Origin of the sequence: Legionella sp. PATHC035 (assembly GCF_026191115.1) — a bacterium.
Classification (GTDB): Bacteria; Pseudomonadota; Gammaproteobacteria; order Legionellales; family Legionellaceae; genus Legionella.
On record NZ_JAPHOT010000001.1, the window covers coordinates 2,448,246 to 2,462,500 of the forward strand.

Below are 14,255 nucleotides of genomic sequence, written 5' to 3' on the forward strand. Positions count from 1 at the left end.
TTAAGAATGACTTGAACACTCTTCGACAAAAGGCTTATGTGATGATCCATTCTGGCTAAATTGAACTCTCCTCTTCTTGATAGAGCTGAATGAGTTTTTCCTGCGCACTATTATTACCTTGGTGTATGGGTTTATAACTCCCATCACTTTGCATTTCCCAGGTATTACTGTTGTCTTTAAGATAGTTCTTAATAATCTCCTGTTTGATGCGCTTTTTACAGCGTTCATCGAGAATAGGGAACATTATTTCAATGCGATGGTATAAATTTCTTTCCATCAAGTCAGCACTGGAGCAAAAATAATATTCTTCTTCTTGGATACGAAAGTAAAATACTCGATGATGCTCCAAGAATCGTCCGATATAAGAAAGGACCCTTATGTTGTCTGAAATGCCTGGTATTCCAGGTTTCAGACAACAGACCCCGCGCACCAGCAAATTGACTTTAACCCCTGCTTGAGATGCCTTATATAAAGCTTGAATGATGGTTTTATCGGCCAAGCCATTGACTTTGAGGAGAATTTCCGTGTCTCCCTTTTTTAAAGCGGCTGCGGTGCATTGTTCAATGTATTGCAGCAGCGTTTTTTGTAAAGTAAATGGTGAATGACTTATCGCCTTAAGTTTGACCGCTTTACCAAGTCCGGTTAATTGTTGAAAAATAATTTGAATATCTGAAGTAATCGTTGGCTCACACGTTAATAAACCCAAGTCAGTATAACGTTTTGCTGTGTACTCATGGTAATTTCCAGTACTTAAATGGACGTAACGCTTTAGTTTTCCGTGCGCCCTCCGAACAACAAGAGTCATTTTGGCATGGGTTTTATACCCTACAACCCCATAAAGCACCAGAATTCCTGCAGCATGTAAACGATTTGCTAATTTCAGATTGGACTCTTCATCAAAACGAGCCCGCAATTCAATCACGGCAGTTACTTCTTTACCTGAGTGGGCGGCATCAACTAAAGCATCCACCATAACTGATTCGGAGCGAGTACGATACAAAGTCTGGCTAATTGCCAACACATTGGGATCACTTGCTGCCTGTCTTACAAAATCAATGACTACTTCAAAGCTTTGATAGGGGTGGTGCAACAGAATATCTTCTTCATCCAGCACATTGAATAAATTTCGTTCTGACTTAGGAAATTGAGGATATTGTGCTGTAAAAGGCGGGTAATTTAAATCAGGTCTATCAATACTGTTAATGGCAGTTAAATGACGCTGTATATTAACAGGTCCATCACAATAATAAGTATCTTCATAGCGGAGATGATATTTTTGCAATAAAAAATCAACAATTTTGTCAGGACAATTTTTTTCAATTTCAAGGCGAACTACATGGCCATAGTGGCGAGAGAAAATCTCTCGTTGCAGTGCTTTGGCTAAATCATCAATTTCTTCTTCTCGTAAGAACAAATCACTGTTTCGAGTCAGGCGAAAAGAATAGCAACCACTAATTTCCATACCAGGGAATAAACTGTTGACATGCGTCGTAATAATTGAGGAGAGATGAACAAAATAATGCGCATCGCCGCATAACTCAGAGGGCAAGTGAATGACCCTGGGAATCGATCTTGGTGCATGAACTACTGCATAATTAATGTTTCGGTCAAAAGCATCTTTGCCACTTAATGAAATAATAAAGTTTAAACTTTTGTTAATCAGCTGTGGTAAAGGATGTGCCAAATCCAACGCTATGGGACTGATTACAGGTTGAATCTCGTGCTTGAAGTAGTGTTTTGCCCATAAATGAATGTCATCAGTCCATTGTTCGGTATCGAGAAAAAAAATTTTTTCTTTGCTTAAGGCCGGTAGGAGTTGTTTATTAAATATTGAGTAGAGTTGGTCGATAAGTTTATGTGTTTTTTGGCTGATCAGACTGAATGCTTCTTCAGGACGAAGCCCATCAATAGTTAATTTTCCTGAAGACATGGCAATTTTTTCTTTAAGACCGGCAACCCGTATTTCAAAAAATTCGTCAAGATTGCTACTGCAAATGCTAAGAAAACGCATCCTTTCCAGCAAAGGAACGCGTTCATCATTGGCCAACATGAGAACTCGCTGATTAAATGCAATAATCGAAAATTCTCGATTGATATAATATTCTGGATTATCCAACCCTATTTCCAAGAGCAACTCCATTTTTTTACCCCGTCACCACGCGCAACGATAAGTCAAATAGGGCATCTGCTCGCAACTTTGACTTTTCCCCCAAAGCATTCGACATGTGGTGCCTATTATTTTTTAACATCATAACATAGACATAAGATTTGCTATGCTACTATCTTACATCTCACTTTACTCAACGAACCAGAAAAAAACAAACCACGATAAAGCCTATAAACCCATAAAAGGGTGATAAATTCCAAAAAGTTAAAGCGAGAAAAAAAATAAAACAAGATAGTGCAATGGGAATCGAAAAATACATACCTAAAACTCCCTGAGCAACAGAGTAGCTCGCTGCTGCCAGCAAAGCTAACGCACCATACTGGACGCCAATCATTATCTTACGCATTCCAGGACCATTATGACTGGTCAGCCAATGATATCCCGCGAGAGTCATCAACAATCCTGGCAAATTAAGGCTAAGCACGGCAAGCAATAAACCGGTAATTCCAGCAGCTTTATAGCCTATGAGCGCTGATAATTTAACACCGGTTAATCCTGGAAAAATAAAACTTGAACCCACCATAGCGATAAATTCTTCCTGTCCTACCCAGTGTCGATAATCAACGGCCTCATATTCCAAAAGTTTTAGCATGGAATTACCGCCTCCCAAGGCAATAAGGCCAATTTTTCCAAAGCTTAGGATAATTTCTAAAAGGGTTTTTAGCATAATTTTAATAAATTTTTCAGGAATGTTACATATTCGCAGGAAACCGGTTCATTCAGCAAGTGCTGGGAAATGGTCTCTACCAAATGACGCGATTTTCCTTCGATGCATAAACTAAAATAAATTTTGTGAAGCACCTCAAGACGAGCCAGTTCGATTTTTATTGTGGGGGTAGTTGGAAATTTGTAGATAAAGGCTTCTTTTTTAACATTAATGCCGACCGCATTCGTTTCAATATCAGGGATGATTTTTTGTAAATCCAAAGGAAGAGACTCCTCCAGAAGCGGGTTAATAATTATTTTTGTCCCATAACCGACAGCATGATTTGCATGTTCGAGTAAGGGTTTATAAAGCAACTGCTCATGGCGTTTTTTGATATTGTAATTGCAGCCAGGTAGTAAATAATAATAATCTTCTTTATGTTTCTGCTTGTAATTGGCTAAATCAAGTAATGAACTGTCTATCGTATTGAGGATGATTATCTCGCTATCCGGCCAAAAATAACGTATCTCCCATTTCAAATGGTCGTCCTCTTTATCGACAAAAGAGGCCAGAGGTGCGCTTGTTTTTGGGGTAAATTCGAAATTCCAAACCAAACGTTGGTTCATAGTCAATTGCTACTCGCAAAATAAAGAGTATATACTACACCTTTATTATGCAAAGCAAGGGAAGGTATTGATATTATGGGCATTCTGTTTTTTTTACTTTATCTGATCTTTACCCTGATTGTTCTCTATAGGGCAATGAATCCATTAGTTTGGGAGTTGGGGAGCGTCTTTTATCTAATCGTTGCGACGTTTGCGATTGGCCTGCCGTGGATAGTCGGCTTTATCCTTTGGCTTGTAATCATTGGGGCATTACTTGTCGTATACCTCGATCCTCTACGCGCGACGATTGCCGATTTCATTTATAAAAAAGCAGGCAAGTCGATTCCCAAATTGTCCAAAACCGAAGAAGAAGCACTCAATGCGGGAGATACTTGGCTAGAACAAGATATTTTTACAGGAAAACCCGATTGGGAGCGACTGGCGAATGTATCTACTGCACTGTCGGCAGAAGAACAAGCCTTTCTTGATAATGAAACACAAGCTTTATGCGGCTTGATCGATGAGTGGGAAATTAGTCAAACCCGTGATTTACCTGAAAAGGTTTGGGATTACATGAAGGAAAAAGGCTTTTTTGGTATGGTCATTCCCAAAGAATACGGGGGTAAAGGCTTTTCTGCGCGTGCCCATTCTGATGTGGTGATGAAAATAGCCACTCGTTCCGGTGTCGCAGCAGTAACGGTAATGGTACCTAATTCCTTAGGCCCAGGTGAATTAATCAATTATTACGGTACGGAAGAGCAAAAGAATCATTATTTACCCCGTCTTGCAAAAGGTATCGATATCCCATGCTTTGCTTTAACTGAACCTGGAGCAGGCAGCGATGCTACTTCCATTCAGTCCAGCGCCATCGTGATGAAAAAGAAAGTGGATGGCAAAATGGTGCTTGGCTTGAGTATTACCTTAGATAAACGTTGGATTACTTTAGCTCCCGTAGCAACCTTAATAGGCCTTGCGGTGAATGTAAAAGATCCCGACGGTTTATTGCAAGGGGAAGGAACGGAGGGAATTACCTGTGTCTTGATTCCACGCGACACCAAAAATCTCGAAATTGGCAACCGCCATTTACCTTCAGATCAGCCCTTTATGAACGGCACTATACGTGGGAAAGATATTTTTGTGCCCATAACCACAGTGATTGGTGGTCAGAAACGTATCGGTAATGGTTGGCAAATGTTGGTTGAATGTTTATCGATTGGGCGCTCTATTTCTTTACCTGCACTGGGTGCTGGTACTTCCTCCGCGTGCTATTTGGCAACCAGTGCTTTTGCGCGCATACGTTGCCAATTTAATGTAGAAATTGGCCAGTTTGAGGGGATTGAAGAAAAACTTGCGGAGATTGCGGGCTTAAATTATTTGATTAATTCCAATCGATTATTGACCGTGGCGGCTGTAAATGAGCATAAAAAACCTTCTGTCACCTCAGCAATTGCTAAATATTTTAATACTGAACTCGCACGATTGGTAGTGAATGCATCCATGGATGTACATGCTGGACGTGCTGTAGTTGTTGGTCCGCGAAATTATTTAACCAATTTCTACAATGGGGTTCCTATTTCAATTACCGTAGAAGGCGCTAATGTGATGTCACGGAACTTGTTAATTTTTGGACAAGGCTCAATGGCATGTCATCCTTACATACGCGATGAATTTTATGCTATTTCCAATCAGGATAAAGAGGCTTTCAGAGAGGTTATTTGGAAACATATTCAATATTTCATGCAAAATTTTGCCAAAACGATTTGTTCCGCCTGGACTGGTGGGATCTTTATTAAGGCCCCCAAGCTTAAAATGAGACGCGAATACAAACGGTTGGCACGTCTCAGTCATGCTTATTCTTGGCTTGCAGATTTATCTTTAATTGTGTTAGGCGGCGATTTGAAACGTAAAGAGCGTCTGTCAGCCCGTCTTGCTGATGGAATGTCATATCTTTACATGGCGATGGCTGTGTTACGGAATGTGCAATTGAATGGTGAAAGTCCTGATGATCAATTGCATGCTCAATGGGCTGTCTCTTATTGTTTTTATCATGCACAACGAGCAATGATTGCATTGTGCCACAATTTCCCATCACGATTTTTAGGGGGGCTGGCACGTATCTTGGCATTTCCTTTTGGGCAAACAATGCATTATCCCACGGATAAGTTGGAACAAAAATTAGCGCGTTTGATGACTAAGAATAATCAGTATCGAGACCGATTGAAGGACATCGTCTACTTGAGCGGCGATCCGAAACAACCCATAGACAGAGTGGAGCATGCCCTACAACTAATCATACAAACCGATGAGCTTGTCAAAAAAATGAGTGATTTAAAACGGGTTAAATTTGGTAAATTAAAAGGCAAACTAAAAGAAAAGGTTGAAAACAAGGAATTAACTCAAGAGGAAATGGATGCATTACTCGCAACGGAGGCGGCTCGCTGGGATGCCATTTTGGTTGATGAGTTTACTTTTGAGTCAATGAAAAACCAATCATTTAACTCAGTCATTGATGCAATTAAGTCGCCCTTTATGGATGATGATGGTCATCATTGATGATGTTTGCGTTGTTTTAAGAGCACTGTATGAGTGTTATCCAGAAAGAGACCAAGAGTGGGGCGGGCTTCAGTCCGACCCACTGCAGCGGAGATAACGTGTTGGCACGCCTAGGTTTACATACGATCACGTCACCCTTAAAAATTTGTGGATTGATTTAAAAGCGAAGCAAAGCAAGCAGATAAGAGGGAGAAGATATTTACAAATTTTTAACAGGATGCAAAAAAACTAGTGCACTTAGAGGTTACTTTGCTTTGCTATAATTAATTCAATATGATAATTAAATTTGCGTAGTGAGATCAATTTATGGAAGCTAAAACAATATCACCAATAACCCAAGCTAAAGATGTAACCTTGCCCACTCGGGAAGATCTTTTAAGAGCAATGAAAATTGCGGAAAACTCCCCAGAAGTAGCTCAATATTTGTGTCAACGAGTTCGTGAAATAGCGGAGAAATCAAGATTATTAAATAAAACACCCGAAGCAAGAGAAGCTACGCAACAAATACTTAAAGCAGTGGAGGAGTTTGCCCAGCTTGTCGCATATAAATATCCGGCGGACTCGCAAGTTTGGTCGGGTAAGGAACCAACGAGTTCTACCATCAACATGCAAGAGGGAATTGCAAAACAGGCTGCTACTTCATTGGCGCAAAAAAATTATCCAGGTATTCGATTCGATTTTGCTATCAGCGAGACGGGACATTTTGTCCGCGGATATGCTTCCACCGAAAAAGGAGCTTCTCAACTAGATGAAGGGACTATTGAAACTTTAGATAATTTGTTTAATGCATGGTTAGCTGACCAACATAATATTGTAACAGAAAATGGTGATTTCTATTACATGGATGCAATGGGACACAAAAAAGATAAATTGACCAGAGAAGAAGTGGAAAAACTATTCTCTGATTCGGCACGAGAATATAAGGACTATTTAAAAGGAAAAGGAGTTGATACGGAACTTGTATCGCGACAACGTGATTATCCAGGCGAGCACAGACTGGAAGAGAGCAGGAAAAAAGCTATAGACAAAATCATCAAAGCGGAACAAGAGGCCGAAGAAAAGGTCGAAGAAAAGGTCGAAACCGAGGTTCAACCTACTACCATGGGGCGTTCTTAACGTAGGCTGTTTTCAGGAGTCGTTCACTTCTCGAAATAAGCAGGGTGTACATCGCTATAGAATGAATTCTGACTTTGGGGTTCAAAAAGTTACTGGATGAGTTGCAATTACCAGTAACTTTTAATGATAGGTAATTTATTATCTTAAATTTGATTCACCGCATGCAGTCTCTCTAGAGTACCAATGTCATACCAGAGGCCATTATAAACATGGGCAGTTGCCTTATTTTGTGCGGCATATTGTCGGATTAATGGTGCTACGGAATAGCGCCCTTGTTGGCAGTGGCTAAATACTTGGGGGTGATAGCAGCAGATTCCTGCAAGAGTATATTCTCGATTTGAATTACTGAGCTGCGTTTGATTGATTAACCCAAAGTCCCCATAATGATTAAGTGATGGATTTTTAGTGACTAAAATCACATGAATTGAAGAATTATTTTCAAACTGCAGCTGAGAAAAATCAAAATCGGTATAGATATCTGCATTGACGGTAATAAAGGGCTTGGCTCCTAACAGCGGCAAGGCATTGACGATGCCACCGCCTGTTTCTAATCCTCCAGGAGGTTCCGGTGAGTAATAAATTTCGACTCCCCAGCGGGACCCATTTCCCAAATGCTGGCGAATTTTTCCTCCAAGATAGGCATGGTTAATCACTAATCGTTCAAAACCCGCTTTTGCCAAATTTACGACATGATGCTCGATTAATGGTTTTCCTTTAACAACACACAGGGCTTTAGGTGTAACATCGGTAAGTGGTTTCAAACGTTCACCGCGACCCGCAGCCAATATCATCGCAGTTTTCATGGTAAATAAACTCTCATTTGCAGAAATCGGAAAAATGGGTGCAATTCTTCATAAGTCTCTGCACATTCAAGCACGTAGTTTAAAGTTAAAGGCAGATCTTTAAGATATCCAGGTTTATGGTCGCGCAAATGCAATCGACAAAAAATGCCCAACACCTTTAAGTGTCTTTGTAAACCGCAAAGATCAAATGCACGGATAAATTCAGGCAAAGAGTAATCTTTAGTTAATGCACTGTGAGTGTAAAAAAACTCAACCCATTCGAGTACTTTACTCCTAGGCCAGGAAATATAACAATCTTTGAGTAATGAAACCAAATCATAAGTGAATGGGCCACGCATGGCATCTTGAAAATCAATAACGCCCAGTTTTATTGGTTCGGCATGATCCTGTAAGAGCATCAGATTGCGAGAATGATAATCACGATGAATAAAAGCGAGTGGTTGCTGGGCTACTTCTTTGGCAATCCACTCCATAGTCTGTTGGACTAAAGTGCATTCGCTTTGACTGAGATCTAAGGCAAGATACGCTTTCAAAAACCATTCGGGACATAGACTCATCTCTTTAAGCATATGCGCTTCATCAAATGGAGCAAGCAGTGGGTCATCGATTGAGCAAGTTTGAATCTTAAACAAAGTTTTGATGGCCTGATGATAATGACCATCTACTGTTTCAGGCTTAAGAACATTTAGAAGAAGTTCATCGCCTAAATCGCTTAGCAGTAAGAACCCGTCTTCCGGATTCATCGCGAGGACTTTGGGGGTGTGAACATCAGCTTGTTGCAGCGCCTGCGCAATATGTATGAAAGGTTTTACATCTTCTTTTTCTGGGGGAGCATCCATAACAATCTGCGTTAGTCCATTATATCGAAGACGAAAATATCTTCTAAAACTGGCGTCCCCAGCCAAAGGCGCTAACTGAAAATCCTGTTGCTTTAGCGTATCAATTAACCATTCTTTCAGTGCGTTTTCTCGTTCATGCATGGTATACTTCCCCATCATTATTTCTGGTTGTAACATAATAACTAAGACCCCTCTCAGGTTTTTTAGGAGAGGATAAGAACGTCGTAAGAACTCTACAGCACGATTCTCAATGCGAGTAGGACGATTCAAAGTAATTAGTTACATATTTTGTGTGCATAATAAGGCATTTTATTACTTGTGAACAAGATTTCATTTAAATGGTTCTTGATGAGCGTATGTTCCACACTGCTCATTTTACTCATGGTAATCTATCATGCGTTAGCCTATTCTGCTTCTTTGATTAATGAACCCGTACAGGCGTGTGTCATAGCGCGTGATGTCGATTTAACCGATGCGATACGTGCAAAGTTTGCTCAATGCTTGGGATGGCAGGCAGATCAAAGTTCCCCTATTTGTCTTGGCTCGTATCAACCGATCACGGTGGCGCCACTTGCTTCACCTGATGAAATAAAAATCATGGCGGATCGCGTTTCATTTTATCAAGATAAACCCTCAGCTTTAAGCGGACATGTAGAAATTCAGCAAGACCAGAGAATAGTTAATGCACAAACTGCTTATGTGTATCGGGATCCACAAAGTAAACAGATTACAAAAATTGAGTTCTTAGGTAATGTCCATTACCTGGAACCCGATAAATTAATGATTGCTCGTAAAGCAACAATTAATCCTCAGGATAAATCGGGGCAAACTGAAGATGTACTTTATCGTTTCAACATGAATAAGCATGCTGCTTTATTACCCGCATGGGGACGAGCGAGTCTCATGCAGCGTTTTCCTAATTCAGATTACTTATTGCGTCAGGCGACCTATACTACGTGTGCGCCACAAGATAAAGCTTGGGATATTGAGGCCAAATCGATTGTTATTGATAATAAGAAAAAAATAGGTGTTGCCAGACATGTTAAGTTGCGTGTCCATGATTGGCCACTTCTCTATGTTCCTTATTTAAGTTTTCCCACCACCAAAGAACGTAAATCCGGCTTTTTAATGCCTTTATCGGGCTATTCTAATGTAGGGGGTTTTGATCTAGGAATTCCTTATTATTGGAATATAGCACCAAACTATGATTTGACGTTAACACCCCATGTTTATACAGAGCGTAATGTCATGTTGGGTGGTGAGTTTCGCTATTTAACGACCCACAGTGTGGGTTTAGTCACGGGTAGTTTTCTACCAGATGATGCAGCGTATCGGAATTTTCTGAATAGTCATGCAGATGAGTTTCCTTCATTTAAAGACAAATCAAACAACCGATGGTTTTATGGGTTTCTTAACACCACGCAATTAAATCCTAATTTGCGGCTCAATGTGAATGTTCAACAGGTTTCTGATGACTATTACTTTCAGGATTTCAGTACTAACCTGGCTCTAATTACCCAGCGGCAGTTATTGCGACAAGCCGATTTAACGTATTCAACGGAGCATTGGACGTTTAGAGGTATGGTTCAAAGCTTTCAAACCTTACATCCGATTAATGAGACGCCCATTGCTGATCAATATGAACGCTTGCCGCAATTATCTGCTCGTGGGTTTTATTATGATTTGCCGGCACAGGCGAATTTAAATCTATTGGGACAATACGATCAGTTTTTTTGGCCAACATCAAAGCGACAGATTCGTGGAATAGACCAAGCTTTGGAAACCGGCCAATTTTTTGTAGGTCCAACCTCTCCACTAATGGAAATGCCCCAAGGTCCACGATTTCATCTAAATCCCATGCTTTCTTTACCCCAAAGAACCAGTTGGGGATATATTACGCCGTCAGCTGAGTTCGTCGAAAATTATTATCAGGTGCAAAATAATTGGAATGATACTCATACGGACTATAATCGCTTTATCCCACGTTTCAGCACTCAGGGTGGTCTAATTTTTGATCGGAACTATACTTGGCTGGGGAATTCCTACACGCAAACTTTAGAGCCCAGTTTATATTATTTGTATGTTCCATTTTATAATCAAAACCAACTGCCTATATACGACACTGCTAATATGATTTTTAATTTTGATCAACTTTTTAGAACCAATCGCTTCTCAGGGTTTGATCGAATTGGTGATGCGAATCAATTATCTTATGCACTCACATCCAGGTGGTTATCAGAAAGTAATGGAATTGAATTGGCCAGTCTTTCAATTGGGCAAATTAAATATTTCACAGATAGAAAAGTTCAGCTATGTCGTAACCCAACGGGTGATTGTGTTGCTAATCCTCTTGAAATTGGACAAGTGTCTCCATTTTATGGTGTTTCTCCAATCGCTTCGCGAGGAACTTATCATTTCGGTCCATTTTTGAAAATCCTGGGTGATTATGTATGGGATCCGGCTACTTCAGCAACAAATAATGGTGCTTTAAACTTGCATTATCAACCTAAACCAAATGCAATTATTAATGTAGGATATACCTATTTATATAATGGGGATGTGACCTCTGTCAGGAATAATGCAGGGGTAGATAATGCCTTACACCAAGGGACCGTCTCCGTCTCCTGGCCAATGAGTGATCGATGGAGTGCGCTGGGGGCATACAGTCACAACATCAGTAAGGACTACAGTATGATGTCCCTATTGGGGATGCAATATGATAGTTGCTGCTGGGCTGTGCGAATTTTGGGTGGAAGAACCTTTAAAAGTTTGAATTCGGAATTTTCGCCCCAATATAACAACAATATCTATTTGCAAATCTTATTAAAAGGCTTAGGATCAGTTGCAAACAGCGATCCCGGAAGTGTATTGAATACGTATATCCCAGGATACAATGATCCATTTCATCGTTAAATAAAATAGTGGAAAACAAAGTCACTTGTGTTTTGGATAAAAATAACCTAAATTGCTCGAAAAAAAGTGAGTAAGGATTAAGGCATGTATAAAAAAATAGCCCTTGTATGCATATTGTTTGCTAGCGTTGCTGTGGCAGAGGCAAAACAAGTATTAGATAAAGTGGTTGCAGTCGTTAATAATGGAGTGATCACCGAGAGTGAACTGAACAAACAAGTTGAATTAACGAGAAAACAAATTCTTGCTCAAAAAATGCAGGTTCCTGCTCCCGCTGTGCTGCGTAAACAAGTACTTCAACATTTAATTGATGTTAATGTGCAACTGCAAATGGCAAAACAACATGGCCTGACTGTAGATGATACAGAACTTAACCAGGCGATTGAAAAAATTGCAGCGATGAATCATGCCACTCTGACACAGCTGCGCGAAGAAATTGCGAGACAAGGCATGAGCTGGAATGAATATAGAGAAAATATTCGTAAAGAAATGCTTCTTTCGCACTTACAGCAAAAAGCGGTAGGAAGAGACGCGATGGTGACGAATGAACAAGTGGAGCAGTATCTTAAAACGGAAGGTGGGATAGTCGATCGCACAGCACTTACCTATCATCTACAAAATATAGTTATTCCACTCACTGAAGAACCCACCTCAGAGGAAGTAAAGAAAGCCAAAAGCAAAGCAGAATTCTTGTTGACGAAAATAAAGAAAGGTGATGACTTTAGTCGATTGGCTATAGAAAATTCAAGTGGCGAATTTGCACTCGAAGGCGGGGATTTAGGTGACCGACACTTAGCTGAGTTGCCGGAATTATTCGCAAAAGAAGTCGTGAACATGAAAGTGGGGCAAGTAGTTGGTCCATTACGTGCAGGTAATGGCTTTCAGCTAATTAAACTGGTTTCGATTGGCGGTGAAAATCAGCACCATATTATTACAAAGACTCATGTTCGCCATATTCTTTTAAAACCCGATCCAAGTATGCTGCCTGAAGATTCAAAGAAACAAGTAAACAATATTTACCAACAAGTAAAGGCTGGTAAAGATTTTGCGCTCATGGCAAAGCAATATTCCTTGGATTCAGCAAGCGCTGTAAAAGGTGGTGATTTAGGTTGGGTTGCACCTGGAGTATTAGTTCCCGAATTCGAAAAAGTTATGGATAAGCTGGCGGTAAATGAAATTAGTCCTCCTGTTAAATCACAATTTGGCTGGCACATTATTCAGGTACTTGGCCGTAAGCAAGAAGATGACTCAGAAGCTTTTAAAAAGCAGAAAGTACGACAGTTTTTACAACAACGTAAGTTTGCTGAAGCAGTACAAAATTGGCAGCAACATATTCGTTCAGATGCGTACATTAATATTATCGAAAAGGAACTGGCGTGAAGCCACTACTGATTAGCAGCGGAGAGCCAGCAGGTGTTGGCCCAGATTTATGCTTGGCTCTGGCAGAATATGATTATCCAATAGTGATTCTAGGTGATCTGGCTGTTTTAGAAGCAAGAGCAAAAGAATTAAATCGAACTGTTTCTTTTAATGTATATCAGAGCGGACACTCTGTTGAAACGAAGAGTGGTCATCTATCAGTGATTCCGGTCAACTGTCCAAGCAATGTCCAAAGTGGATGCCTCAATCCTAAAAATGCTGCTTATGTGATTGAGTTGCTTCATAAGGCTGCAGTTTTGTGTGAACGCGGTGAGTTTTCCGCATTAGTTACAGCACCAGTGCATAAGGCAAACATTAACGAGGCTGGTATTCCATTTAGTGGGCACACTGAGTTTTTTGCACAATATTACAAAGCAGATGATGTCGTGATGATGTTGGCATGTCATGAGATGAAGGTAGCTTTAGTTACTACCCATCTTCCCTTATATAAAGTACCCGAAGCAATTACTTCAGATTTAATAGTTAAGGTTATTTCTCAGGTACATCAGTCATTGATTCGAGATTTTGGTATTCAAGATCCCTGCATTAAAGTAGCTGGTCTAAATCCGCATGCTGGGGAATCTGGATATTTGGGGCGAGAAGAAATTGAAGTGATTACTCCCGCCTTGCTGTTGTTAAAGAGGATGGGTATTAATGTTAAAGGTCCTTTACCTGCGGATACTCTGTTTATTAAGAATCATTTAAGTGATTGTGATGTTTTTGTTGCTATGTATCACGACCAAGGATTACCTGTTATTAAGTACGCGGACTTCCACAATGCGGTCAATGTAACTTTAGGATTGCCAATAATAAGAACCTCAGTAGATCATGGAACCGCTTTGGAACTCGCTGGTAAAAATTTATTGGATGCAGGTTCAATGCTTGCTGCTGTCGACATGGCTAAGAGCATGGCTTTATCAAGGATGAAATCATGATTAGTTTAATTGCTGCAATTGATGAAGCACGAGGGCTAGGCTTCAACAACCAATTGCTTTGCCATTTACCTGCTGATTTACAACATTTCAAATCCATAACTATGGGTAAACCCATTATTATGGGAAGAAAAACGTTTGCTTCTATAGGAAAGCCTTTGCCAGGAAGATTAAATGTAGTCTTAAGCCGAAGTATCCCTTCAATTGAAGGTGTGCTCCTATGCGATTCTTTAGAAAATGCGTTGATCAAAACTCACGAATTTCC

11 protein-coding genes (1 of these 11 only partly in view) are annotated in these 14,255 nt (G+C 40.2%); 6 read left to right on the forward strand and 5 right to left on the reverse strand.

Going from position 1 to position 14,255, the window contains the following annotated elements:
* Positions 1–55: 55 nt before the first annotated feature.
* The 3 genes from ppk1 to OQJ13_RS10790 all read right to left on the reverse strand — a co-directional run bounded on the left by ppk1 (position 56) and on the right by OQJ13_RS10790 (position 3,439).
* The gene (ppk1, locus tag OQJ13_RS10780; RefSeq protein ID WP_265710855.1) at positions 56–2,128 is read right to left on the reverse strand and encodes a polyphosphate kinase 1; all 2,073 of its coding nucleotides are present in this window, start codon (positions 2,126–2,128) and stop codon (positions 56–58) included.
* A 172-nt stretch (positions 2,129–2,300) separates the two neighbouring features.
* Positions 2,301–2,834, reverse strand: a complete 534-nt coding sequence (locus OQJ13_RS10785) for a chromate transporter (protein ID WP_265710856.1) — start codon at positions 2,832–2,834, stop codon at positions 2,301–2,303.
* The gene (locus tag OQJ13_RS10790) at positions 2,828–3,439 is read right to left on the reverse strand and encodes a hypothetical protein (RefSeq protein WP_265710857.1); all 612 of its coding nucleotides are present in this window, start codon (positions 3,437–3,439) and stop codon (positions 2,828–2,830) included. The genes OQJ13_RS10785 and OQJ13_RS10790 overlap by 7 nt, the downstream gene beginning before the upstream one ends.
* 75 nt (positions 3,440–3,514) lie before the next feature.
* Between OQJ13_RS10790 and OQJ13_RS10795 the strand changes: the two genes are divergently transcribed.
* Positions 3,515–5,971, forward strand: a complete 2,457-nt coding sequence (locus tag OQJ13_RS10795; RefSeq protein ID WP_265710858.1) for an acyl-CoA dehydrogenase — start codon at positions 3,515–3,517, stop codon at positions 5,969–5,971.
* A gap of 306 nt (positions 5,972–6,277) precedes the next feature.
* The gene (locus OQJ13_RS10800) at positions 6,278–7,087 is read left to right on the forward strand and encodes a hypothetical protein (RefSeq protein WP_265710859.1); all 810 of its coding nucleotides are present in this window, start codon (positions 6,278–6,280) and stop codon (positions 7,085–7,087) included.
* A gap of 143 nt (positions 7,088–7,230) precedes the next feature.
* On the opposite strand, the gene murU is transcribed toward OQJ13_RS10800, so the two are convergent.
* Positions 7,231–7,890, reverse strand: coding sequence for an N-acetylmuramate alpha-1-phosphate uridylyltransferase MurU (gene murU / locus OQJ13_RS10805; RefSeq protein WP_265710860.1), 660 nt, complete (start codon positions 7,888–7,890; stop codon positions 7,231–7,233).
* On the reverse strand, positions 7,887–8,870 hold the full coding sequence (locus OQJ13_RS10810) for an aminoglycoside phosphotransferase family protein (RefSeq protein WP_265711928.1): 984 nt from the start codon (positions 8,868–8,870) through the stop codon (positions 7,887–7,889). The genes murU and OQJ13_RS10810 overlap by 4 nt, the downstream gene beginning before the upstream one ends.
* A gap of 207 nt (positions 8,871–9,077) precedes the next feature.
* On the opposite strand from OQJ13_RS10810, the gene OQJ13_RS10815 reads away from it, so the two are divergent.
* From OQJ13_RS10815 to OQJ13_RS10830, 4 genes are all read left to right on the forward strand, one after another.
* Positions 9,078–11,642 (forward strand): LPS-assembly protein LptD, encoded by a 2,565-nt coding sequence (locus OQJ13_RS10815; RefSeq protein ID WP_265710861.1) that lies wholly within the window; start codon positions 9,078–9,080, stop codon positions 11,640–11,642.
* An 84-nt stretch (positions 11,643–11,726) separates the two neighbouring features.
* Positions 11,727–13,019 (forward strand): peptidylprolyl isomerase, encoded by a 1,293-nt coding sequence (locus OQJ13_RS10820; RefSeq protein WP_265710862.1) that lies wholly within the window; start codon positions 11,727–11,729, stop codon positions 13,017–13,019.
* Complete coding sequence (gene pdxA, locus OQJ13_RS10825; protein WP_265710863.1) at positions 13,016–13,993, forward strand: 4-hydroxythreonine-4-phosphate dehydrogenase PdxA; 978 nt, start codon at positions 13,016–13,018, stop codon at positions 13,991–13,993. Before OQJ13_RS10820 ends, pdxA begins: the two co-directional genes overlap by 4 nt.
* Positions 13,990–14,255: the 5' portion of a dihydrofolate reductase gene (locus tag OQJ13_RS10830; protein WP_265710864.1), read on the forward strand. The gene runs 217 nt beyond the window's last position; only the first 266 of its 483 coding nucleotides appear in the window; its start codon is at positions 13,990–13,992; its stop codon lies beyond the right edge, outside the window. Before pdxA ends, OQJ13_RS10830 begins: the two co-directional genes overlap by 4 nt.

Coding starts and splice junctions, on each gene's coding strand:
- OQJ13_RS10790 (WP_265710857.1), bottom strand. CDS start 3,439: ATGAACCAACGTTTGGTTTGGAATTTCGAATTTACCCCAAAAACAAGC.
- OQJ13_RS10820 (WP_265710862.1), top strand. CDS start 11,727: ATGTATAAAAAAATAGCCCTTGTATGCATATTGTTTGCTAGCGTTGCT.
- OQJ13_RS10800 (WP_265710859.1), top strand. CDS start 6,278: ATGGAAGCTAAAACAATATCACCAATAACCCAAGCTAAAGATGTAACC.
- murU (WP_265710860.1), bottom strand. CDS start 7,890: ATGAAAACTGCGATGATATTGGCTGCGGGTCGCGGTGAACGTTTGAAA.
- OQJ13_RS10785 (WP_265710856.1), bottom strand. CDS start 2,834: ATGCTAAAAACCCTTTTAGAAATTATCCTAAGCTTTGGAAAAATTGGC.
- OQJ13_RS10815 (WP_265710861.1), top strand. CDS start 9,078: ATGAGCGTATGTTCCACACTGCTCATTTTACTCATGGTAATCTATCAT.
- OQJ13_RS10795 (WP_265710858.1), top strand. CDS start 3,515: ATGGGCATTCTGTTTTTTTTACTTTATCTGATCTTTACCCTGATTGTT.
- OQJ13_RS10810 (WP_265711928.1), bottom strand. CDS start 8,870: ATGCATGAACGAGAAAACGCACTGAAAGAATGGTTAATTGATACGCTA.